Source organism: Arthrobacter woluwensis, assembly GCF_900105345.1.
Taxonomy (GTDB): Bacteria; Actinomycetota; Actinomycetes; order Actinomycetales; family Micrococcaceae; genus Arthrobacter_E; species Arthrobacter_E woluwensis.
The window spans coordinates 3,251,880-3,270,461 of record NZ_FNSN01000003.1; the positions used below are offsets into that span (position 1 = coordinate 3,251,880).

The following is an 18,582-nucleotide window of genomic DNA, read 5'->3' on the forward strand; positions in this document are numbered from 1 at the left end:
GTCGTGCGTTCCGGAGAGGGTGGCGAGGGCTCAGATCCAGGCGCCGAAGCGGCGGATGAAGAGCCGCTTCGCCAGCTGGACCACGCCGCAGTACGCGGCCAGGGTGAGCACGAGCCAGGGGAAGTACGTCCACGGCAGCGGCACCAGGCCGAGGCCCGCGCCGAAGCCGGTGAACGGCAGGACCAGTCCGAACACACAGACCGCCAGGGTCGCGATCAGGACGGGCAGGCTCGCCCGCGAGCGCAGGAACGGCGCCCTCCGGGTCCGCAGGAAATGCACGATCAGGGTCTGCGAGATGATCGACTCCACGAACCAGCCGGACTGGAAGAGTGCGGCGTGCTCGGGGGTGTTGGCCGCGAACACGAACCACATGAGGGCGTAGGTGCTGATGTCGAAGATCGAGGACAGCGGCCCGATGCGGGTCATGAACCGGGACAGGCTCTCGGCCTCCCAGACCCGGGGACGGCTCAGTTCCCGACGGTCCACACGGTCCCACGGGAGCGTCAGCATGGACACGTCGTAGGCCAGCCCCTGGATGAGCGCCACCACGGGGATCATTGGCAGGAACGGCAGCATGGCCGAGGCCACGAGCACGCTGAACATGTTGCCGAAATTGCTGGACGCGGTCATCTTGATGTACTTCATCGTGTTCACGAATGTCCTGCGGCCCTCGATCACTCCGGCTTCCAGGACCGTCAGATCCTTATCGAGCAGGATGATGTCCGCGGACTCCTTGGCGATGTCCACCGCGGTGTCGACCGAGATCCCGACGTCCGCGGTGCGGAGCGCCGGGGCGTCGTTCACGCCGTCGCCCAGGTACCCGACCGTGTGGCCGTGCTCGCGCATGGCCTCGAGGATGCGGGCCTTCTGGGCGGGGTTGACCTTGGCGAAGAGCGTGGTGCGCTCCGCCAGTTCACCCAGCTGCTTCAGGTCCAGGGCCTCGGTCTCCTGGCCGAGGACCACGTGGCCGGTGTCGAGCCCGACGTCGGCGCAGACCTTCTGCGCCACGAGCGCGCCGTCACCCGTGATCACCTTCACGGCCACGCCGTTGCGGGCCAGGCTCGCCAGGGCGGGCCCGGCGCTCGCCTTCGGCGGGTCCAGGAAGGTGAGGAATCCGAGCAGCGTCATGTCCCGCTCGTCATCCACGGTGTACTCGGTCCGCGGCAGATCCTCCTCCGCCCGCGGCCCGTCCGCGGCAAAGGGGATCTCCCGGACCGCGACGGCCAGGACCCGCAGCCCGAGGGCGTTCTGGGCGGCCACCAGCTCTTCGATCTCCCGGCGGCGGTCCTCGGCGAGCGGCGCCGCACGTCCCCCGGGCATCCGGCCCACGAGTTCGTGGGTGCACAGCGAGAGGACCTCTTCGACCGCGCCTTTCGTGACCACGGTGTGGCCGTCCAGGTCCTCGACCACCACGGAGAGCCGGCGGCGGGCGAAGTCGAACGGCATCTCGTCCACGAGGGTGAACGCCCCCGTGAGGCGGGGCAGCTCGTCTCCGGCCGCGTCGAGGATGGCCCGGTCCAGCAGGCCGCGGAGGCCGGTCTGGAAGTGGGCGTTGACGGCGGCCGAGAGCAGGGTCCGCTCGCTCGGGCGGCCCGTGCTGTCGAGGTGCTGCTCCAGGACGATCCGGTCCTCGGTCAGCGTGCCGGTCTTGTCCGTGGCGAGCACGTCCATGGCGCCCAGGTTCTGGATGGAGTTCAGGCGCCGGACGATCACCCGGTGCTTCGCCATGAGATTCGCGCCCTTGGCGAGGTTCGCGGTCACCACCAGCGGCAGCATCTCCGGCGTCAGGCCCACGGCCGTCGTGACGCCGAACAGGAACGCGCTGGTCCAGTCCTTGGTCAGCCCGTTGATGACGAACACGGTGGGCACCATGATCAGCATGAACCGGATCAGCGTGCTGCTGACCTTCCGGATGCCGACGTCGAACGAGGTCTCGGGGCGGGTACCGGACAGGGAGGCGGCGAGGGAGCCGAACGCGGTGCGGTTCCCGGTGGCGACGACCACGGCGGTCCCCGACCCGGACACCACCGACGTGCCCATGAAGCCGAGGTTGTCGGCGTTCAGAGGGTCGACGTCGTCGGACGCGTCACCGTCCGCCCCGGCCACGGCCGGCGGCAGAGGCTCTGCGCTCTTCTCGACGGGCATGGCCTCGCCCGTCAGCATGGACTGGTTGAGCTGAAGGTCCTTGGTCCGGAGGAAGCGCACATCCGCGGGGAGCATGTCCCCCGCGGCCAGGGTCAGGATGTCCCCGGGGACGATCCCCTGGATGTCGCGCTCGCCGCTCACCGGCTTGCCGCTCACGCACCGAGTCACGGCCGCGGTGGTGGTCACCATGGCGCGGAGCTTCTCGGCGGCGTTCCCGGCACGGTACTCCTGCCAGAAGCGGAGGACGGCGCTGATGGTCGCCATGACGGAGACGGTCAGCACGCCCTTGTAGTCGGGGCCGTCGGCCGGATCCGCCATCACGACGTCGGTGATGAACAGGACGCCCGCCAGGAACAGCAGGATTAGCACAAACGGGTTCCCGAACGCCTTCACGAACTGGACCACGGCCGGGGCCGGACGGTCGTGACGGATGTCGTTGGGGCCGAAGCGCTGCGTCAGCTCGCGGACGTCGTGGGCGGTCAGGCCTTCGGGGGCGCTGCCCAGGTGGCGCAGGGCCGCGTCCGGGGTCATCCGGGCGACGTCCAGCAGTGCGGTGGAGCGGCGGGCGGTGGCCTGCCGGGTGGTCTCGGAGAACGCGGTGCGCTCGGCGCCGCGGGTGAGGAAGGTCAGCATGAGGTACTCCTTGGCTGCCGCACGGCCGGACGGTGACCGACGGGCGGCGGGGCAAGGGGATCCGGCTCGGCGCTCGGCCGCTCCTGGTGTGCCCGTCCTGAAGCGCACGACGGCGGGCCACGGGCAGGCGCCCGCCGTCACCGGTGCGGTGGACGGGGCTGCCGTGGGCAGGAGTGGTTCAGGAGCGGAGGCGGCGCGCGGAGGCGGTCCCCTGGATATGACGGGGTTGACTGCAACTGTCCGCTGACATGGGACTCACCTCCTGTGATGCTCGTGCGCGCCTCACGAACGGGGAGGTCCCGGGCGCTGTGGTCCCGGGCTGGTGGACCGGCGTGACCGGACAGGGTCATGGCGCGTGCCATGGATGTTCCAGTGGTGCCGTTGTCGCCTCCACGTAAGAGCTTTGGCACTGCACGACGTATCCGCTGCCCTCGGCAACCGGAAGCCACTTTGAGTCAACCCTTAATCCGGGAGGACCTGTCCTAACCTTGGGCGTCTCTCGACGTCGTCAGATCAGTGGCCTGTATTCGTGCAGGAACCTCGCCTAACGAAGCGCTGCCTTTTCAGGCTAAGCCGGTCCGCCGGGAATGGCAATTCCCGGCGACTGTGAGATCACTGACAAGGCGCCGGACCACGCTGGTCCCGCCCCACCCGCCGAGTCCGCTGTCCAGGTGGTGAATCAGCTATCAGATGTAGCGGATTCACCACCTGGACAGCGGACTCAGCGCATAACAAAGGCCCCCGGAATCGCGCGGATTCCGGGGGCCTTCACGTGGAGCCCCCTGCCGGATTCGAACCGGCGACCCCCTGTTTACAAGACAGGCGGAGTAGCCTATAGAATGGCTCAGAATCCCCGGAAAACAAGGGGACTATGGTGGGCCAAGAGTGACCATTAGCCATCAAAAACGATACATTGGCTACAGTTAATGGCTACAGTAAACAAGGAGGCCCCATGGCGCGGCGAGGCAAGGGCGAAGGAAGCATCTACCAGCGAGCAAGCGACGGCCTATGGTGCGTCACCGTCGAGGTTCCCAACGGCATCGGAACCCGCCCGCGCAAGACCCTGACAAGCAAGAGCAAGGCCAAGGTCATCGAGAAACTCCGCGACCTCCAAGCCGAGATCCGCGCCCACGGAACCGTACAGACCGCAACCGACACCCTCGCCGCATGGATGACCTACTACCTGGACGAAATCATGCCCAGCCGAGTCCGACCCAACGTCCTCGCCGACTACAAGCGGTACAACGAAAAGTGGATCACGCCGGTTCTTGGCCGGAAGAAGCTCGACAAGATCACACCTGACGACGTGCACAAGCTCGTTCGCATGGTCGAGAAGGCCCCAAAGGATCCGAAGCTCCAAGGACTGAAGGCTTCCGAGCTTCCCGACGATTGCGCCCGCTACTCCAAGTCCTACGTGCGCGGCATGTTCAACGTCCTCTCAGGGGCGCTCGGCGAGGCCGTGACGCGCCGCCGAATCTTCCGGAACCCCTGCAACGACACCGACCGGCCCAAGATCAAAAAGACCGTTGAGCGGGCGTTGGAACCCGCTGAGGCGATCAAGCTTCTCAACCACCTCAACGGACTCACTGACGCAGAAGCAGCGCTCTGGGCAACTTACCTGCTGAGTGGAGCTCGCCGAGGCGAAGTCATCGGCCTCGAGATCGACCGGGCCCTCAAGTCCACGATGGACTTCTCGTGGCAGCTCCAAGACGTTCCGCACATCACAGAGGTACCCGCCGACTGGGAACACCGGCACGTTCGCGGAAACCTCTATCTCACTCGCCCGAAGACAGCGTCCGGCTGGCGAACTGTCCCGATGATGCCCGTCCTCGAAGCACTGATCAACCTGGCCATCGGTGATCGCAAAGAGGGCTTCGTTTTCCTGCACCCAACCACAGGGAACCCTTGGCGTCCAGACACTGCCTACAAGGCATGGAAACGGCTCCTGCGGGACGCCGGCCTGCCGGAGGACGTGAAGCTGCACGGCACCCGCCACACCTTCATCGATCTGCTCTTCGAGGCGAACGTGCCCGAGTCGCTGATCATGGACATCGTGGGCCATTCGACACGAGCCCAGTCCCGGGCCTACAGGACGAGAGAATCGGACACGTTGAAGCTGGAAGCGGTTACCCGGGTGGGCGACCTGCTCGAGCTGAACTAAGCCCGTCACGCCGAGCGCTTCAGCCCTTCCAACTCGGCGAAGTTCAGAGTCGTCAGGTAAACCCGCAGGACCTCTGGCATGACCCCGAGGTGCGCGGCGACCTCGGGCAGGGGCATTCCCGACCCGGCGAGCGCTCGCAGGTCGTCGTACTGGATTAGCCGGTAGGCGGCCCATCGGTTCGCTAGCAGCTCTTGCTTGGGGGTGATGCCCTGGTGCCCGTAGTGGGCGTGCCCGAGTTCGTGCATGAGCGTGCAGGTCTTCTGGATGGGGCTCAGACCAGGACGGAGCGTTATTAGGCGACGAGCATGATCGTATGCGCCCCACCAGCGAGGCGGGACAGGCGCAGTGCGAACACGTACGCCCATCTCCCACGCCAGATCGCTAGGGCTCTTCCGGAAGGTCCTCTGGTCCAATGTTCGGGTCCCCCTTGTGTGCGGCCAGGCCATAATTCATAGCCTCCTCCTCCGACATAATTGCGTAGTCGGGATCCGGCCCATCCGGAAGCGTGAGCCCATACAGGTCCTCTGCGACCAATCGAAGCTCCGCAAGCCGTTCCTCGTTCCTCTCGAGGTAGCCGGTTGACCAGTTTGTGGCCTGCTCGCCGCGTTCGGACGATCTTCGAACAAGCTCGAGCGCTAGATCACGCTCGGTGAATAGGCGCAGGATCGCGGTCTTTCGGGCGAATCCGGACTTGCCGCGTTCGGGCTCGATCCGCTCCTTCTCGTCGGCCTGCTCGTTCACGAAGTGGATTGCGTGTTCGATGCTCATGAGGCGGTCCAGGATGGATCGGTACTCCATCTCCTGCTCTGGGTTCTGGAACGTCCGACGTCTCGGCGCAGGATCTTCGCCCGCGGCCTTTCGCAAGGCATCCCCAAGCACTTGCCCAAGTTTTGCCTTGCTCCTGTCCGGAATGGCGACCTCCCCGCGTTCCCAATTTGAGACAGTCCGCAGTGAGATGCCGACCCTCTTCGCAAGCTCGGCTTGAGTCAAGTCAGCGATGTGTCGTGCTGAGCGCAGTAGCTCTGAGGTGATCTCCATGCATCCAGTCTAGGCAACTCGACGCAACTGCGCAACGCTAGAGCCCAGTAATTACATAGGTTGGGAAAAATTTCAGTTGCGTATCTTGCGTGTTGCACAAGAATGCGCCTACAGTTGCATACATGGAACCCATCACTATGAAACGCCGGATCAACGGCACTGCGGTACGGGTGATCCGTGATCTGGCGGGCATCCGACACATGGACCTCGCAGCGCGCGCCGGGATCAGCAGGGGATCGCTCACGCATGTTGAGAGCGGAAGCCGGGACGTGTCTGCGGCAACCCTGCGCAAGATCGCCGATGCCCTCCGAGTCCCGCTGGAAGCCATCAGCTACCCCGACTTCCAGACAAAGAACTAGCCCCCAGCAACTGCCATTGCTGAGGGCTTAGAGAAAACCTAGAGAGAGGAATCTCATGAACGAGATTACCACCCCCATCCAGATCACCAACACCCCTGACGGCCTTAGGGTCGAATCCACCACGATCGCCGAGGGAACAGGCGTCCAGCACAAGAACGTCCTGGAACTCATCGAGACACACAGGGCCGCGCTCGAAGAGTTCGGGCAGCTCGCGTTTGAAACGCGACCTGGCTACAACAACGCACCGGTTCGGATCGCGATGCTGAACGAACCGCAGGCAACACTTCTCATGACCCTCAGCCGAAACCTTGGCCGAGTCGTCGAATTCAAGGTAGCCCTGGTGAAGGCGTTCTTCGACATGGCGCAGCAGCTCGCACAGCGGAACCTCCCTTCGCGTGCCGACCTTGCGAAGTGGGTTCTCGAGGCTGAAGCGAAGACTTCGGCGCTGGAAGCCAAGGTTGCCGAGGACGCCCCGAAGGTGCTGTATGTGGACAGTTTCGTTGCCGACAACGACACCCACCTCTTCAGGACTGTCGCATCGAACCTGGAAGTCTCGGAGGGCGACCTTCGAGCCGCGCTGAAGTTCGCTGGCTGGATCTATCGCCAGGAGCAGCGGCGCAGAAACTCCAAGGGAAAGGTCATCACCGAGTACCAGTGGTGCGAGTACGCGACGAAGAAGCCCTTCTTCTTCCGGAAGGCCGCTCACGAGAATGCACCCCTCTTCAAGGGCAGCGTGGCCTTCACCCTGACGATCACGCCCGCAGGGGCAGCGGCCATCACCGAGTTCGTGGAGCGCTTGGCATCAGAGCATGGCTCCCTGCGAAACGCTCTGCCGACCCTGCAGGAGAAGTACAACGACCGCCAGGAGCGGCTGCGCAAGGAGTGTGCCTGATGGCGAAGACCGCTTACACCGTTGAGGAAGCGGCCGAGGAATTCGCAGTCTCGGCATGGCAGATCCGCAACGCCATCGCCAAATCAGACCTCGCCGCGAAGCGCGTGGGGAAGCAGCTCAGCATCTCGCACACCAATCTTGAAGCCTGGTACGAAACCCTCACAGACGCCTAGCCGGCGCACCTTCTCGCCCACTCTCTGGGCATCACCTATCACTATTCCCGCTCCGAGGTTCGCCACGGACGATGAGATTTAGGGGACAGCTATGTCTACTACCGGGTTTGAGAACCGGATTGCGGCGTATGCCGTTGAGCATGAGATCACGATCAGTCGGGGCAAGGTGCAGCGTTTGGCGTTGCGGTTGTCGAAGCGGATGGATCGGTTGTCGGACGAGACGTTGGAGCGGGTGTTCATGCATTCGGATCCGACGCCGAAGTTGGCGATCCGGAACATCGAGCGTGAGGCGGTGGTGTGATGACCGCGTATTCCCGCACGAGTGACCTTCCGACGTCGCATGAGGCGGCTGCTGGGGTGCGTACCGGCTGGTGTGAGTCGTTGGTTGCTGATGCGTTGTATACGGCCCGGAATCGTCCTGTGACGCATCGTGAGCTGGTTCTCAGGGTGCGTGGGCTGTGTGTGGAGCGTGGCGTTCCGTCGAAGTCGTTTCCGGCTGATCAGTCGATTCGTTCGCGGTGTGCGGAGTTGGTGCGTCGGGGTGTGGTCGAGCCTGCCGGTTCGGTGCGTGGTGAGAAGCGGCGTGAGATGCAGTGGCGGCTAACTCGTTCTGCGATTCGGGAGCGTGATGCACGATGAACGCCTACAACTCCTTGCTCACCCTGTTCCTGCTCGTCGGGTGCGCGTTCACAGGAGCATTCCTCTTCCCGCCGCCGAAACACTGGCCGTACACCGAACCCACTGACCCATTCGACACTGAGGAGAACAAATGAACTTCGCACGAGCATTCCGCTGGCTCAGCAACACTTACTGGCCAGCCCTACTCACCGCTCTGATCCTGACTATCTACGCTGTCATGGCATTGATCCGTGGCGAGCGCGAGACGGCCGTGTACATCAGCCTGACAGTGTTTTGGGCGGTGTTCGCGTGGCAGCTCGAGCGGAAAGCCTTCGGTCGTGGCTACATCAAAGGCCAGATCGACCACGCAGAGCAGATGAAGAACCGAAAGTCCTCACGGTCTGAGGTTCACTTCACCGGATCGCCGATGTCTGTGGAGGACTTTGAACGCCATGTGCGGAACAGTGCAAGAAATCGGACCAGCAATGAAGGACTCTGAGGCCCCGAACACCGGGGCCTCAGTCGTATCCAAGGAGACCCACCAATGACCACCACCCAGCCCACCGAGTTCGAGAACCGCGACGGCGACCGCTTCCTCCGTGTGGGAGGCGGTGCGCTGAGGATCAAGTTGAACCAGGGCCGCGAAGAGCTGACCTTCACGCCCAAGTCCCCTGAGCAGGCGCACCGTGTCGCCCTGGCGATCCTCACCGGCCCCGGGAAGGTAGAGGCCGTCGCATTTGGTAGTGACCTGGAAGAGGCCGCTAAACGCTTGACCGATCACTTCAGGATGCTCGATGCCCAGGCTGCCGCTGAGGCGGAGGCCGCCGAACTCCAGGCAGAAGCGCTGGCGATCCTCAACGCCATGGACCCCGACTGCGCCACCGATGAGTGGCAGCACTGGGGCGAATACAGCCAGGCAAAGGCCCTCAACGCCGCCGAGGCCGTGCGTGAGGTCCGCCGGCTCCACACCAACAAGGAAACCCAACATGGCTGAGCGAAACCAGCGAAACCGCTGGCGGTGCACCGTCGTCGGATGCAACCCGGTACTCATCGGAGAACCCGCCGCCCGCGAGCACGAGGCTACCGGCCACAGGATCGCGAAGTGGCCCATCCGATCAGCAGCTGGGAAGGCCAAGGCCCGCCGCCGAAACAAGACTGGCTACTACGACCAGTACAACGTCGGGCCCAAGTCCGCTGAGGAGCGGGGCATCATCCATGACGACTACATGGCTTTCGGAGAGGACGACTTCTGATGACCGCTCCCACCCCCACCCCTGGTTTCCCGCCCGCCCTGGAAACCGCCATCACCGAGGCACTGGAACGGCACCAATCCGTGGTCGCAGCGCTGCGTCACGCGGCAACCTATCGATGCACTGGCTGCAAGGAAGATAGCGGCTCACCCCTCCGAACAACTGCAAAGGCGTGGCTCCGCAAGCATCAGGCCGCTGTGGTCATGGAGACCATCGCCCAGCACACCACCACCGAATGGGGCGTGCGATGGGAAGGCTCGTCCGAAGTGGACATGACGGGCCACGAGTCAACGTCCCGCGAGTTCGTGAGGCAAGGCGCTGACCACGGGTTCGTTGATGTCGCCGTCGCCCGCCTGGTTCTTCCGTGGCAGGAGGTGAAGGCGTGAGCGAGCAGTACATCGTGGCTGTCCTTCTGGACCTCAGTCTCGTGGTCGACGCCTGCGGCCCCTTCCGCTCTCGCCAGCGGGCGGGCGCGGCGGCGAAGAAGATCAACGATGCGGGTGCGTGGACCGAGGCCGACCCGGATGGCGCGACGATCATCGCCCAGGTGGTGCGCCTTCGGTCCGTCGAAGAACTCGTGGAGGAGGCGCGCGACCATGGCTGAGCGCAGGCTCTACTACGTCAACTTCAACGAGGTCGCCGTCGTCACTGAGGCCGTCGAGGCGAGTTCCAAGGCGGAGGCCATCCGGTTGGTGAAGGTCGGCGAGGGCGAGCGCGTGGACTTCTATATCGACGAGCTCAGGGACCCCATGAACTTCCGGGCGTATCGAGAGGGTGAGTAGGTCTACTCCACCCGTCGCCATCCTCTCTGAGGCCGGTTGTGGACTTGTTCGGGTGCACGGTTGGGGCGGCTGGGGATGATGGCGCGGCGCTTCACCTGGGCGGCGTTCAGCCAGAACTCCCGGGACCCGAGGAAGTACGACTGCTGCCACCGGGTCTGCACGAGCACGAACTGCCGGGTCCATGCGACCGCGAAACCCTCAACGATCCTGTCCGGCTCACCACCGTCGAACGTCAACGTCGCCCACACCGCGACACCATGCACAGGCCGGTACACCAGCCGCTCATCCACCAGCTCATCCGGCACCACAACCGGCAACCGCCACGGCTTCGGGTCCCGGAACCCAACATCCTCACTCACCACACCACCATCCCACCAGGGACCGACAACAAACACACCAAGGAGAACAACGCAATGAACACCCCCAAGAAGTTCCGCAAGAAGCCACTCGTCGTTGAAGCTTTCGAAGTCCACACGCTCGACACGCCGACCGCCAAGAAGGTGACCGAGTGGTGCCCAACGGCATACATCCGCCCCAGCGACAACCACCTCGTCATCAGCACGCTCGAAGGCGACATGACGGTCAGCAAGGGCGACTTCATCGTCAAGGGCGTCAACGACGAGTTCTACCCCTGCAAGCCCGACATCTTCGCCAAGACCTACGAGGAGGCCTCCGATGACTGACCACCTCGAAGCCGCCGTTGACAACGTCGCCGAGTACTACGGGTGCGACATGGACGAAGCACGCACCGCAATCAACCGCGCCATCCCGCACCTGGCCAAGCACTTCGCGCAGGACCCCACCGTGCGCCGGGCCATCATCCAGGAACTCGCCAACGAAGCCGAAGAGGTTTACGAGGAGGCATGCGACGACGCCTGGGGTGCGTACTCGTGGCTCACCGAGAAGTTGAAGGAGGCCGAGAAGAATGACTGACGAGCGGGACGAACTGACCACCGACTACGTGCGGGATCGCTTCGTGGACTCGATGTTCACGTCGGCCGAGGCATCGGAGCTGGCCTACGCGGACTTCGCCGAGGTCGAAGAGGAACAAGCCCGGTTCGACGCATGGCTCGAATCCGTGAGAGCCGAAGCACGTCGGCCCCGGGTGATCGAGAACGCCGACGAACTCGACAAACTGCCCGTGCGATCCGTGGTGCTGGACCGGTTCGGTGATCCCGTCAAGAAGAAGGCGCAGGACTGGTGGCAGGGAATCGGCTACGAACGTGACTACACCAGCGAGACCCTGGCGCAGTTCAACCCGAACGGCGTCACCGTCGCCTGGGAAGGGGGCGAATGATGGGCAACTGGATTCCAGTCAGGGCGATCTACCGGGACTCGACTCGCCCGGATATGTACTTCAAGTTCGATGGGTTCACCCGAGAACGGCGGGATGAACTTCTCGCCGAACTTGAACAGTCCGGGTACATCGTTCAGGAGATCCTTTGGAATGACCCGCTCTTCCTGTTGGTCCAAGCCCGCCTACGCAAGGAGATGGAGAACCATCATGACCGTGCTTGATCTTGACCGGATCGAAGCCCTCTGCAACGCCGCCGATACTGGCGTGAAGTGGTGGGGGCCAAACACCCTCATGAACGGGCGGCCCAGACTCACCGAAGCCGACGCCATGTTCATCGCGGGGACCGGCCCCGACGTCGTGAAAGAACTCGTACGACAACTCAGGGAAGCGAGGGCTGGGCTCGCCGAGGCCAACAAATTCGGGTGGGCGCTGCTCGACAAACTTGGCGGAACCGTTCACTTCACCCGCGAAGAACTCGACTGCATCAACACCAACCGCTACCTGATCACAACCTATGAGGACGGCAACCGTGGAGGTAGAACCATCACAACATCATCACCCCTACAGGAACGATGATGATTGAGCCCGTGACCATCTGGAAGCGCGACGACATCGCCAACGTCTACACGCACCCCGCCTCCTGGCCGACTACCCGCGCGGTCCACTTCCTCTGGGCTGACGGGATGCGCAAGGCCAAGCACCTCACCGACGCCGAACTCGCGGCAGAGCACTTCTCCTGGTGCTTCCTCGCATCCCACACGGCCTTCGAAGACGGCGGATGGAGCCGCGACGCAGAGGCGTACAGCAAACGCGCACAGACCATCCGCCGCTTCGCCACCCACGACCAAGCCGTCTAGGCGGTCATGTTCCTGATCAGCGCATCAATCAGCTGGCGTTGCTGCAACGTCAAACGTGACGACTCAGCAGGCGGAACGTAAGCCCCGAAATCATCCCGCACCCCAACCCCGGGAAGATCCTGCACCGGGACACCCAACGCCGACGCCACAGCATTGACCGTCTCCGCCGATGACGTGCCCGTCCCGTTCACCAACCTGGCAACCGTCGGCCCCGACAGGCCCGCAGCAACAGCCAACGCCCGCATCGAACGAAAACCTGCCGACATCATCAACCCCGACCACGGCTCAGGAACATCAGCAACCATCCCCAAAACATACCAAGCACCCTTCCTGGGTGCTTTTTTCATGCCCGGAAGGAGAACCGAATGGGCTACTACGACGAACCCGACGACCGGGACCGCGACGCCGAGGAAGCCGAAGCGGACACCAGATACAACGACCGCGCCGACGAGATGAGAAAGGACAAGTCATGACCCAGGATGAGGCCAGATTCTGGTCGAAAGTCGACAAGAGCGAAAGCTGCTGGGTCTGGAATGCATTCAGAAACGAGCACGGATACGGACAATTCCGTTTCAACGGAGGTATGAAACTCGCCCATCGAGTTGCCTACGAACTTTTTTACGGCCCCATCTCATCAGGCCTCGCGATCGACCATGTATGCCATAACCCATCATGCGTGCGCCCAGACCACCTTCGGGAAGTGACCAACAAACAGAACGGGGAAAACAGGGCAGGCGCACAGGCCAACTCTCGAACGGGGGTTCGGGGGGTGAGCCCAAAAGGAAATCGATTTGTAGCCCAGGTGAAGCACCGGGGCAAGGTCTACTACTGCGGCGCATTCATCGACATAGCCTCCGCCGCACGTGCCGCAACCGAGATGCGGAACCAACTCTTTACTCACAACGGAACCGACAGGAGGAAAGGCGAATGAGCAAGGACCCCAGGCCGGTTGGGCTGCGGCTCAACCGTGACCGTGTCGTCAAGAAGAGCGGCTACTGGTTCGTGCTGGCAGCAGATCTTCAGCGCATCTTCTGGAACAAGGAGTTCAACTACCCAGAATCTGTCCACCTGGCTCACACACATCGGGAAGCCATCCACGCCCTGGATGTTGCTCGTGGGCGGGTGAAGCCATGACCCGGAAGTACGCGGGCTACGACCACACCATCAACCCGTCACCCATCAAGGGCATCGCGGTCGGTTACCAGGACCGCACCATCATCACCGCCGACAACACCGACGACGAGAAAGCTGCTGCGGCCGCGATCTGCATCGCACACGGCGCAGACGACCTCCTTCAAATGCTCGGACTCGACAAGGACACCCCATGACCCTCACCGTCTACAACAACCTCGAGCAAGGCTCCGAAGAATGGCTCCAAGCACGCTGCGGCATCCTCACCGCCTCAGTCATCGGCCAACTCATCACACCCACCAGCGTGAAAGTCGCGAACAACGACACAGCGCGAGCACTCACAGCGACCCTCGCCGCCGAACGAATCACCGGCTACGTAGAGCCCGTCCACGTCACAGCAGACATGGAAAGGGGAACGCTCGACGAACCGTACGCCCGAGACTCATACGCCCAGTGGTCAGCAACCACAGTCGAACAGGTCGGATTCATGGTCCTAGACAACTGGGGAATCCGGCTCGGCTTCTCACCCGACGGCCTCGTAGGCGAAGACGGGCTCATAGAGATAAAGTCGCGCCGCCAGAAGAAGCACCTCCAGACCATCACCAACGGTGAGGTTCCCACGGAGAACATGGCCCAAATCCAGACGGGGCTCCTCGTCTCCCGCCGCTCCTGGTGCGACTACGTGAGCTTCTGCAGCGGCATGCCCCTTTTCGTGAAGCGCGTCTACCCCAGTGAGAAATGGTTCAGCGCGATCATCGCGGCTGCACTCACCTTCGAGAAGAACGCCGAAGCCCTCATCGCCACCTACACCGAGGCAACCAAGAACATGCCGCCCACCGCACGAATCGACCACTTCGCAGACCTGGAGATCTAACCATGGACCTCACCAAGAGCATCGAACCACGCTCCGACCAACTCAACGCCGACGACCTCATGGCCGGCCCACGAACGTACACCATCCACGCCGTCACCGAGGGCAACGCTGAACAACCCGTCAACGTCGAACTCGTCGAAGCACCTGGCCGCCCCTACAAACCGTCCAAGAGCATGCGGCGAGTCCTGGCGTTCGCATGGAGCAAAGACACCGCAGACTTCCCCGGCCGGCGCATCACCCTCTTCCGAAACCCGGACATCAAGTTCGGACGCGACACGGTCAGAGGGATCGAAATCAGCCATCTCTCCCACATCGACAAGCCCGTCCACGTCCCACTGACGGTCACCCGAGGAAAGCGCAAGAGCTTCACAGTCCAGCCCCTCACCGAAGCGCCCCGAACCGACTGGGCTACCGAGGCCGACAAACTCGCAGGCGACCCCGACGAACTCCGCATCCTCTGGACCCGCGCACAAGCAGCAGGGGCAACACCCGAAGAACTCGAACACATCAAGGAGGTAGCAACACGTGGCGAATGAAACCAACATCACCGTTACCGGGAACCTGACCAACGATCCGGAACTCAGGTTCACCCCCTCCGGATCAGCCGTCGCGAACTTCAAGGTCGCCGTCACTGCCCGCAAGTTCGACCGCAACAGCAACGAGTGGCGAGACTCCGAAACGAAGTTCTGGCGTTGTGCAGCCTGGAACCAGGGCAAACTAACCCTCGCCGAGAACGTCGCCAACACCCTCCGCAAGGGAGCAAACGTCATCGTGCAAGCCGAGATCGAGACCCGCTCTTACACCACCAAAGAAGGCGAGAAACGGACCGTAGACGAACTCAGGGTCATCGCCATCGGCAAGAATCTCGTCTTCCACGCGCAACCGCGCGGGACCGAATCGCAGGAGTTCGACGCCGTCCAGTACAACCGCCAGAACCGGTCCACCAACCAGCCACCAACCGAACCCCAAGGCTGGGACGCCGCACCTCCCTTCTGAGCCAGTCACCCACTGACTGGCTTTTTTCATGCCCAAAAGCGGGTGCTGTACCCCAAACGGCACAGCACCCGCCCAAACTCACAGGACTCACAAATGACTCACGATCCTCGAACAATTCAAGACCGCGACGGTGTCGCCGTGGTGATCTATGAGAAGCCCGAGTGCTCGCAGTGCACCCTGTCCAAAAAGCGCCTCGACGAAGCTGGCGTCGTATACGGACGAGTTGACATCACGGAAGATCCCTATGCATTCCTTTTCGTCAAGAACCTCGGCTACATGGCGGCCCCCGTCCTCTACGTATCCACCCCTGAGGAAGACCTGCACTGGTATGGGTTCCGTCCCGACCTTATCGCGAAGCACATCACCGGTCGCGAGGACGCCGCATGACGGATCGCTGCTGCCACCTCTGCCGCTCCCACACCGGCGTCTGCCTCACCCGCTTCCAATGCGACCACCACAAAGAGTACGAGGCGCAAGAAGACCTCGACCACCGCGCAACCCGCGACCACCCAGACCCAGTCGGTGACCTCGCAGCAGCCAACGTCGACCGCGAAAGGAGGAACCATGTACCAGTACCGCGGAAACAAACCCCCCGCAACCCCCGCACATGACGGCATGGACCCCCGCGCCCGACTCGCCCAGGCCGTTCAAACCATCCATCGGCTCAAACGCGCACCCGCGATCCGTCGGTGGGAGAACGTCATGCGCACGCCCTCGCCGCCGCCCACCGTACCGAACAGCCGCGGCAAGCATCGCCTCAACCCCGCCTTCACCGAGTGGATGATGGGCCAACCCGCCGGCTGGATCACCGCCGTGGACATCAGCGCCAACGACCAGATCAAAGCCTGCGGCAACGGCGTCGTCACCCAACAAGCACTCGAAGCCCTCCACCGCATGGCAGCACGACAAGAACAGGAAGGAGGAGCGGATGTCAGCCCCAGACAAGCGGCTGTGGGCGAAGGTCTCCGTTGACTACTTCGACAACCCGAAGATCGAGTTCCTGACCGACTCGGCACAGCTCCTCCACCTCCAGTTGATCCTGAAAGCGAAGGCGCAGGGGCGTGGCGGGATGCTCGCTGAGCGGGCATGCAAAGTGCGTGGCGCGGCCCCGTTCAAGGAGCTGGTTGACGCTGGCCTCCTCGACAGGAAGGGCCCTCAGAAGTGGGCAATCCACGACTACGAGAAGCACCAAACGGAGCCCGAAAACCTCACCGAAAATAGGGCCTCCGCAGGGGCTCGCGGGAACCACGTCAGACACCACGAGAACAAACGCGTCTTCGACGGGGCCTGCACCCACTGCAAAACCGCCGCTGACAAGGGCGAACAGTGGGTCACGCACCCCGAAACGGTACCGAAGTAGCCTCGCAAACCGTCGCAAAATCCTCGCAAATGCGATCGCACTTGCGATCCGTTTGCGAGCAAAAACCGTCGCAAAACCGTCGCAAACAGCTCGCAGAGTTAAGAGTACTTACTTACGTAAGTAGCGAAACTCACCTAAGTCTCCACTCAAGTTCTAAAGAAGAGATCAATCACTTTCAGTCAGATCGTCACCATAGTGACGCGCGAGACCGCGACGCCCTGACTGACCGAAACCATCATCCGAAAGGACAAGCCATGACCACGAAGATCCACTCCGACATCGTCGCCCGCATCGATGCGCTCATTGCAGAACTCGAAGAGCTCCGCTCCGAGCTTGGCAGCAACCAGGTAAAGCGCCACACGACTCAGACTGGCGGGCTTGATGAACTTCTGACCGCCGAGGAGATAGCGAGTTGGTTGGGGAAGAGCGTGCAGTCGCTCGCGCAGGATCGATACCGAGGCGTCGGGCCGGCGTTCATTCGAGTCGGCACTCGGGCCGTTCGATACAGGAAGGCCGACGTTGAAGCGTGGCTGACAGAGGTAGTTGGCCGCCAGGCGAACGAGGGCTAATGATGCCGATCACGCGGCGGCAGGCAGTGAACCTCGCCAACCACCTCCACGACCTCCGCCAAGCCTGGACAGTCCCATCACTCATGTCCCTCATGGAAAAGCACCACGACTGACTATGTCAACCTGACTGGAGCCCACGATGACGGCTTGAACGGTGCCCGTCTGGGCCTGAGTTCTATCGGTCGTTGCAACACCTGATCTATTCGGGAGTTGCAGATGAATTTCGAGATTCGTGCTGTGCGGTCGCCGCAGGGTCGGAAGAAGTTGGTGGCTGAGCGTCAGCGCTACTTTGAGCTGATGCAGCAGGGATACTCCAGCAGGGCCGCGTGCCGTGCGGTTGGCATCAACATCAAGACCGGTCGCGAGTGGCGCAACGGTCCCTCGAAGCGAAACAAGAAGCAGCCCCCACGATCACCGCACCGGGTGATCGTGGGGGCTGTTCGGTCGTCCCGGTTCCTCTCAGAAGAGGAGCGGATCGTGATCGCCGACCGGCGACGGATGGGGTGGGGCGTGCGACAGATCGCCGCAGAGCTGGAGAGATCGCCGTCACCGATCAGCAGGGAGCTTCGCCGCAACAGCCATCCCCGCTCCGGCGATTATCGGCCTCATGCTGCGCAGGCGCGGGCTGTGGGTCGTCTCCCGCGTCCGAAGACCGGGAAGATCGCCCAGATGCCGGAGCTGCGCGCGTACATTCAGGAGAAGCTGGATCGGCGGTGGAGTCCAGAGCAGATCTCGAAGACGCTACGGGTCGAGTTCCCCGGCAGGGAGGAGATGCACGTGACGCACGAGACGATCTACCTCGCTCTCTATATCCGAGGATGCGGAGAACTGCGCCGTGAGCTCCACAAAGCTCTGCGCACCGGGAGAGCACGTCGTAAGCCGCGCCGGCAGGCCCAACAGCGCCAGCCCCGCTACCGCGACCCTATGGTCATGATCAGCGACCGGCCCGCGGAGATCGAAGAACGCGCCATCCCTGGACACTGGGAGGGCGACCTCATCATCGGGCGAAACCAGCGCTCCGCGATCGGCACGCTCGTTGAGCGCTCCACCCGCTACGTGATGCTCGTCCACCTGCCCGGCGGCCATGGCGCCGAAGCCATGCGCGACGCGCTTACCGCGACGATCGCGCACCTCCCGGCCCGCCTGATGAGATCCCTCACCTGGGACCAAGGGTCAGAAATGGGACAACACAAAGCATTCACCGTCACGACCGACGTCCCGGTCTACTTCTGCGATCCCGCGTCCCCTTGGCAGCGCGGCTCGAACGAGAACACCAACGGCCTCCTCCGCCAGTACTTCCCCAAGGGCACCGACCTCGCCCAACACGATGCCACCGAGCTCGAGCGCGTCGCCCACGAACTCAATACCCGGCCCCGCAAGACGCTCGACTGGGACACCCCAGCCGAACGCCTCTCTAAGCTCATCGCCGCAGCAGCATGACCTCGTG

33 protein-coding genes, 1 tRNA gene and 1 riboswitch are annotated in these 18,582 nt (G+C 63.0%); of the genes, 28 read left to right on the forward strand and 6 right to left on the reverse strand.

Annotation, left to right across the window (positions count from 1 at the left end; genetic code table 11):
- Positions 1-30: 30 nt before the first annotated feature.
- Together mgtA and BLV63_RS15330 are read right to left on the reverse strand one after the other, a co-directional pair.
- Positions 31-2,778, reverse strand: a complete 2,748-nt coding sequence (mgtA, locus tag BLV63_RS15325; RefSeq protein WP_074784370.1) for a magnesium-translocating P-type ATPase — start codon at positions 2,776-2,778, stop codon at positions 31-33.
- 381 nt (positions 2,779-3,159) lie between these two features.
- A riboswitch (M-box (ykoK) riboswitch) is annotated at positions 3,160-3,337 on the reverse strand.
- 214 nt (positions 3,338-3,551) lie between these two features.
- A tRNA-OTHER gene (locus tag BLV63_RS15330) sits at positions 3,552-3,648 on the reverse strand.
- Positions 3,649-3,730: 82 nt separating this feature from the next.
- On the opposite strand from BLV63_RS15330, the gene BLV63_RS15335 reads away from it, so the two are divergent.
- Positions 3,731-4,939 carry a tyrosine-type recombinase/integrase gene (locus tag BLV63_RS15335; RefSeq protein WP_066217402.1) on the forward strand — a complete coding sequence of 403 codons (1,209 nt, stop codon included), beginning with the start codon at positions 3,731-3,733 and terminating at the stop codon, positions 4,937-4,939.
- Between the two features lie 5 nt (positions 4,940-4,944).
- Here BLV63_RS15335 and BLV63_RS15340 read toward each other — a convergent pair whose 3' ends face one another.
- Together BLV63_RS15340 and BLV63_RS15345 are read right to left on the reverse strand one after the other, a co-directional pair.
- Positions 4,945-5,385 carry an ImmA/IrrE family metallo-endopeptidase gene (locus tag BLV63_RS15340; protein ID WP_082724329.1) on the reverse strand — a complete coding sequence of 147 codons (441 nt, stop codon included), beginning with the start codon at positions 5,383-5,385 and terminating at the stop codon, positions 4,945-4,947.
- Complete coding sequence (locus BLV63_RS15345; protein WP_066217400.1) at positions 5,321-5,977, reverse strand: helix-turn-helix transcriptional regulator; 657 nt, start codon at positions 5,975-5,977, stop codon at positions 5,321-5,323. The genes BLV63_RS15340 and BLV63_RS15345 overlap by 65 nt, the downstream gene beginning before the upstream one ends.
- Positions 5,978-6,099: 122 nt before the next feature.
- On the opposite strand from BLV63_RS15345, the gene BLV63_RS15350 reads away from it, so the two are divergent.
- From BLV63_RS15350 to BLV63_RS15390, 10 genes are all read left to right on the forward strand, one after another.
- The gene (locus BLV63_RS15350; RefSeq protein WP_082724328.1) at positions 6,100-6,336 is read left to right on the forward strand and encodes a helix-turn-helix domain-containing protein; all 237 of its coding nucleotides are present in this window, start codon (positions 6,100-6,102) and stop codon (positions 6,334-6,336) included.
- A gap of 55 nt (positions 6,337-6,391) precedes the next feature.
- Positions 6,392-7,228 (forward strand): Rha family transcriptional regulator, encoded by an 837-nt coding sequence (locus BLV63_RS15355; protein ID WP_066217397.1) that lies wholly within the window; start codon positions 6,392-6,394, stop codon positions 7,226-7,228.
- Complete coding sequence (locus BLV63_RS18400) at positions 7,228-7,401, forward strand: helix-turn-helix domain-containing protein (protein ID WP_139244580.1); 174 nt, start codon at positions 7,228-7,230, stop codon at positions 7,399-7,401. Before BLV63_RS15355 ends, BLV63_RS18400 begins: the two co-directional genes overlap by 1 nt.
- 91 nt (positions 7,402-7,492) lie before the next feature.
- Positions 7,493-7,702: a hypothetical protein gene (locus tag BLV63_RS15360; RefSeq protein ID WP_066217395.1), complete on the forward strand. Its 210-nt coding sequence runs from the start codon at positions 7,493-7,495 to the stop codon at positions 7,700-7,702.
- Between the two features lie 468 nt (positions 7,703-8,170).
- Positions 8,171-8,518 (forward strand): hypothetical protein, encoded by a 348-nt coding sequence (locus BLV63_RS15365; RefSeq protein WP_066217393.1) that lies wholly within the window; start codon positions 8,171-8,173, stop codon positions 8,516-8,518.
- A 45-nt stretch (positions 8,519-8,563) separates the two neighbouring features.
- Complete coding sequence (locus tag BLV63_RS15370; RefSeq protein ID WP_066217391.1) at positions 8,564-9,013, forward strand: hypothetical protein; 450 nt, start codon at positions 8,564-8,566, stop codon at positions 9,011-9,013.
- A complete protein-coding gene (locus tag BLV63_RS15375) occupies positions 9,006-9,272 on the forward strand; it encodes a hypothetical protein (protein ID WP_066217389.1) in 267 nt (88 codons plus the stop codon). Before BLV63_RS15370 ends, BLV63_RS15375 begins: the two co-directional genes overlap by 8 nt.
- Positions 9,272-9,655 carry a hypothetical protein gene (locus BLV63_RS15380; RefSeq protein WP_066217388.1) on the forward strand — a complete coding sequence of 128 codons (384 nt, stop codon included), beginning with the start codon at positions 9,272-9,274 and terminating at the stop codon, positions 9,653-9,655. Before BLV63_RS15375 ends, BLV63_RS15380 begins: the two co-directional genes overlap by 1 nt.
- Entirely contained in the window at positions 9,652-9,873 is a 222-nt protein-coding gene (locus BLV63_RS15385) for a hypothetical protein (protein ID WP_066217387.1), read from the forward strand. The genes BLV63_RS15380 and BLV63_RS15385 overlap by 4 nt, the downstream gene beginning before the upstream one ends.
- On the forward strand, positions 9,866-10,051 hold the full coding sequence (locus BLV63_RS15390) for a hypothetical protein (protein WP_066217385.1): 186 nt from the start codon (positions 9,866-9,868) through the stop codon (positions 10,049-10,051). Before BLV63_RS15385 ends, BLV63_RS15390 begins: the two co-directional genes overlap by 8 nt.
- Before the next feature lie 2 nt (positions 10,052-10,053).
- Here the strand turns inward: BLV63_RS15390 and BLV63_RS15395 are convergent, their stop codons facing one another.
- Entirely contained in the window at positions 10,054-10,410 is a 357-nt protein-coding gene (locus BLV63_RS15395; protein ID WP_139244581.1) for a hypothetical protein, read from the reverse strand.
- Between the two features lie 54 nt (positions 10,411-10,464).
- Between BLV63_RS15395 and BLV63_RS15400 the strand changes: the two genes are divergently transcribed.
- Genes BLV63_RS15400 through BLV63_RS15425 form a run of 6 tightly spaced genes read left to right on the forward strand, consistent with a single transcriptional unit; the run spans position 10,465 to position 12,205 of the window.
- Complete coding sequence (locus BLV63_RS15400; protein WP_066217381.1) at positions 10,465-10,734, forward strand: hypothetical protein; 270 nt, start codon at positions 10,465-10,467, stop codon at positions 10,732-10,734.
- Positions 10,727-10,984, forward strand: a complete 258-nt coding sequence (locus BLV63_RS15405) for a hypothetical protein (protein WP_066217379.1) — start codon at positions 10,727-10,729, stop codon at positions 10,982-10,984. Before BLV63_RS15400 ends, BLV63_RS15405 begins: the two co-directional genes overlap by 8 nt.
- On the forward strand, positions 10,977-11,348 hold the full coding sequence (locus BLV63_RS15410) for a hypothetical protein (protein ID WP_066217377.1): 372 nt from the start codon (positions 10,977-10,979) through the stop codon (positions 11,346-11,348). Before BLV63_RS15405 ends, BLV63_RS15410 begins: the two co-directional genes overlap by 8 nt.
- Positions 11,345-11,569, forward strand: coding sequence for a hypothetical protein (locus tag BLV63_RS15415; protein ID WP_066217375.1), 225 nt, complete (start codon positions 11,345-11,347; stop codon positions 11,567-11,569). The genes BLV63_RS15410 and BLV63_RS15415 overlap by 4 nt, the downstream gene beginning before the upstream one ends.
- Positions 11,556-11,924, forward strand: a complete 369-nt coding sequence (locus tag BLV63_RS15420; protein ID WP_066217371.1) for a hypothetical protein — start codon at positions 11,556-11,558, stop codon at positions 11,922-11,924. The genes BLV63_RS15415 and BLV63_RS15420 overlap by 14 nt, the downstream gene beginning before the upstream one ends.
- Positions 11,921-12,205, forward strand: coding sequence for a hypothetical protein (locus BLV63_RS15425; RefSeq protein ID WP_139244582.1), 285 nt, complete (start codon positions 11,921-11,923; stop codon positions 12,203-12,205). Before BLV63_RS15420 ends, BLV63_RS15425 begins: the two co-directional genes overlap by 4 nt.
- Here BLV63_RS15425 and BLV63_RS18405 read toward each other — a convergent pair.
- Positions 12,202-12,552, reverse strand: coding sequence for a helix-turn-helix domain-containing protein (locus tag BLV63_RS18405; protein WP_139244583.1), 351 nt, complete (start codon positions 12,550-12,552; stop codon positions 12,202-12,204). The two genes, BLV63_RS15425 and BLV63_RS18405, sit on opposite strands and share 4 nt — an antisense overlap.
- 122 nt (positions 12,553-12,674) lie before the next feature.
- On the opposite strand from BLV63_RS18405, the gene BLV63_RS18685 reads away from it, so the two are divergent.
- From BLV63_RS18685 to BLV63_RS15485, 11 genes are all read left to right on the forward strand, one after another.
- Positions 12,675-13,136, forward strand: coding sequence for an HNH endonuclease signature motif containing protein (locus BLV63_RS18685; RefSeq protein WP_074783849.1), 462 nt, complete (start codon positions 12,675-12,677; stop codon positions 13,134-13,136).
- Complete coding sequence (locus BLV63_RS15440; RefSeq protein WP_074783851.1) at positions 13,133-13,339, forward strand: hypothetical protein; 207 nt, start codon at positions 13,133-13,135, stop codon at positions 13,337-13,339. Before BLV63_RS18685 ends, BLV63_RS15440 begins: the two co-directional genes overlap by 4 nt.
- Positions 13,336-13,533, forward strand: a complete 198-nt coding sequence (locus BLV63_RS15445) for a hypothetical protein (RefSeq protein ID WP_066217583.1) — start codon at positions 13,336-13,338, stop codon at positions 13,531-13,533. The genes BLV63_RS15440 and BLV63_RS15445 overlap by 4 nt, the downstream gene beginning before the upstream one ends.
- Positions 13,530-14,210: a lambda exonuclease family protein gene (locus BLV63_RS15450; protein WP_066217586.1), complete on the forward strand. Its 681-nt coding sequence runs from the start codon at positions 13,530-13,532 to the stop codon at positions 14,208-14,210. Before BLV63_RS15445 ends, BLV63_RS15450 begins: the two co-directional genes overlap by 4 nt.
- 2 nt (positions 14,211-14,212) lie before the next feature.
- Positions 14,213-14,746: a hypothetical protein gene (locus BLV63_RS15455; RefSeq protein WP_066217589.1), complete on the forward strand. Its 534-nt coding sequence runs from the start codon at positions 14,213-14,215 to the stop codon at positions 14,744-14,746.
- Positions 14,736-15,206, forward strand: coding sequence for a single-stranded DNA-binding protein (gene ssb / locus BLV63_RS15460; RefSeq protein WP_066217594.1), 471 nt, complete (start codon positions 14,736-14,738; stop codon positions 15,204-15,206). Before BLV63_RS15455 ends, ssb begins: the two co-directional genes overlap by 11 nt.
- A gap of 93 nt (positions 15,207-15,299) precedes the next feature.
- Positions 15,300-15,593 carry a glutaredoxin domain-containing protein gene (locus tag BLV63_RS15465; protein ID WP_066217597.1) on the forward strand — a complete coding sequence of 98 codons (294 nt, stop codon included), beginning with the start codon at positions 15,300-15,302 and terminating at the stop codon, positions 15,591-15,593.
- 177 nt (positions 15,594-15,770) lie between these two features.
- Positions 15,771-16,178, forward strand: coding sequence for a hypothetical protein (locus BLV63_RS18410; protein ID WP_139244714.1), 408 nt, complete (start codon positions 15,771-15,773; stop codon positions 16,176-16,178).
- A complete protein-coding gene (locus BLV63_RS15475) occupies positions 16,135-16,566 on the forward strand; it encodes a hypothetical protein (RefSeq protein WP_066217600.1) in 432 nt (143 codons plus the stop codon). Before BLV63_RS18410 ends, BLV63_RS15475 begins: the two co-directional genes overlap by 44 nt.
- Before the next feature lie 254 nt (positions 16,567-16,820).
- Complete coding sequence (locus BLV63_RS18975; RefSeq protein WP_254780576.1) at positions 16,821-17,135, forward strand: helix-turn-helix transcriptional regulator; 315 nt, start codon at positions 16,821-16,823, stop codon at positions 17,133-17,135.
- A gap of 216 nt (positions 17,136-17,351) precedes the next feature.
- The gene (locus tag BLV63_RS15485; RefSeq protein ID WP_066217512.1) at positions 17,352-18,575 is read left to right on the forward strand and encodes an IS30 family transposase; all 1,224 of its coding nucleotides are present in this window, start codon (positions 17,352-17,354) and stop codon (positions 18,573-18,575) included.
- Positions 18,576-18,582 lie beyond the last annotated feature (7 nt).

Bases quoted from the DNA above. Each gene is read 5' to 3' on its own strand.
- BLV63_RS15350 (WP_082724328.1), top strand. From the start codon at position 6,100: ATGGAACCCATCACTATGAAACGCCGGATCAACGGCACTGCGGTACGG.
- BLV63_RS15400 (WP_066217381.1), top strand. From the start codon at position 10,465: ATGAACACCCCCAAGAAGTTCCGCAAGAAGCCACTCGTCGTTGAAGCT.
- BLV63_RS15405 (WP_066217379.1), top strand. From the start codon at position 10,727: ATGACTGACCACCTCGAAGCCGCCGTTGACAACGTCGCCGAGTACTAC.
- BLV63_RS15450 (WP_066217586.1), top strand. From the start codon at position 13,530: ATGACCCTCACCGTCTACAACAACCTCGAGCAAGGCTCCGAAGAATGG.
- BLV63_RS15485 (WP_066217512.1), top strand. From the start codon at position 17,352: ATGAATTTCGAGATTCGTGCTGTGCGGTCGCCGCAGGGTCGGAAGAAG.
- BLV63_RS15380 (WP_066217388.1), top strand. From the start codon at position 9,272: ATGACCGCTCCCACCCCCACCCCTGGTTTCCCGCCCGCCCTGGAAACC.
- BLV63_RS18410 (WP_139244714.1), top strand. From the start codon at position 15,771: ATGTACCAGTACCGCGGAAACAAACCCCCCGCAACCCCCGCACATGAC.
- BLV63_RS15475 (WP_066217600.1), top strand. From the start codon at position 16,135: ATGTCAGCCCCAGACAAGCGGCTGTGGGCGAAGGTCTCCGTTGACTAC.
- BLV63_RS15420 (WP_066217371.1), top strand. From the start codon at position 11,556: ATGACCGTGCTTGATCTTGACCGGATCGAAGCCCTCTGCAACGCCGCC.
- BLV63_RS15355 (WP_066217397.1), top strand. From the start codon at position 6,392: ATGAACGAGATTACCACCCCCATCCAGATCACCAACACCCCTGACGGC.
- BLV63_RS15445 (WP_066217583.1), top strand. From the start codon at position 13,336: ATGACCCGGAAGTACGCGGGCTACGACCACACCATCAACCCGTCACCC.
- BLV63_RS18685 (WP_074783849.1), top strand. From the start codon at position 12,675: ATGACCCAGGATGAGGCCAGATTCTGGTCGAAAGTCGACAAGAGCGAA.
- BLV63_RS15375 (WP_066217389.1), top strand. From the start codon at position 9,006: ATGGCTGAGCGAAACCAGCGAAACCGCTGGCGGTGCACCGTCGTCGGA.
- BLV63_RS15365 (WP_066217393.1), top strand. From the start codon at position 8,171: ATGAACTTCGCACGAGCATTCCGCTGGCTCAGCAACACTTACTGGCCA.
- BLV63_RS15340 (WP_082724329.1), bottom strand. From the start codon at position 5,385: ATGGCCTGGCCGCACACAAGGGGGACCCGAACATTGGACCAGAGGACC.
- BLV63_RS15345 (WP_066217400.1), bottom strand. From the start codon at position 5,977: ATGGAGATCACCTCAGAGCTACTGCGCTCAGCACGACACATCGCTGAC.
- BLV63_RS15360 (WP_066217395.1), top strand. From the start codon at position 7,493: ATGTCTACTACCGGGTTTGAGAACCGGATTGCGGCGTATGCCGTTGAG.
- BLV63_RS15425 (WP_139244582.1), top strand. From the start codon at position 11,921: ATGATGATTGAGCCCGTGACCATCTGGAAGCGCGACGACATCGCCAAC.
- BLV63_RS15390 (WP_066217385.1), top strand. From the start codon at position 9,866: ATGGCTGAGCGCAGGCTCTACTACGTCAACTTCAACGAGGTCGCCGTC.
- BLV63_RS18400 (WP_139244580.1), top strand. From the start codon at position 7,228: ATGGCGAAGACCGCTTACACCGTTGAGGAAGCGGCCGAGGAATTCGCA.
- BLV63_RS15465 (WP_066217597.1), top strand. From the start codon at position 15,300: ATGACTCACGATCCTCGAACAATTCAAGACCGCGACGGTGTCGCCGTG.
- mgtA (WP_074784370.1), bottom strand. From the start codon at position 2,778: ATGCTGACCTTCCTCACCCGCGGCGCCGAGCGCACCGCGTTCTCCGAG.
- BLV63_RS15410 (WP_066217377.1), top strand. From the start codon at position 10,977: ATGACTGACGAGCGGGACGAACTGACCACCGACTACGTGCGGGATCGC.
- BLV63_RS15415 (WP_066217375.1), top strand. From the start codon at position 11,345: ATGATGGGCAACTGGATTCCAGTCAGGGCGATCTACCGGGACTCGACT.
- BLV63_RS15440 (WP_074783851.1), top strand. From the start codon at position 13,133: ATGAGCAAGGACCCCAGGCCGGTTGGGCTGCGGCTCAACCGTGACCGT.
- BLV63_RS18405 (WP_139244583.1), bottom strand. From the start codon at position 12,552: ATGAAAAAAGCACCCAGGAAGGGTGCTTGGTATGTTTTGGGGATGGTT.
- BLV63_RS15335 (WP_066217402.1), top strand. From the start codon at position 3,731: ATGGCGCGGCGAGGCAAGGGCGAAGGAAGCATCTACCAGCGAGCAAGC.
- BLV63_RS15455 (WP_066217589.1), top strand. From the start codon at position 14,213: ATGGACCTCACCAAGAGCATCGAACCACGCTCCGACCAACTCAACGCC.
- BLV63_RS15370 (WP_066217391.1), top strand. From the start codon at position 8,564: ATGACCACCACCCAGCCCACCGAGTTCGAGAACCGCGACGGCGACCGC.
- BLV63_RS18975 (WP_254780576.1), top strand. From the start codon at position 16,821: ATGACCACGAAGATCCACTCCGACATCGTCGCCCGCATCGATGCGCTC.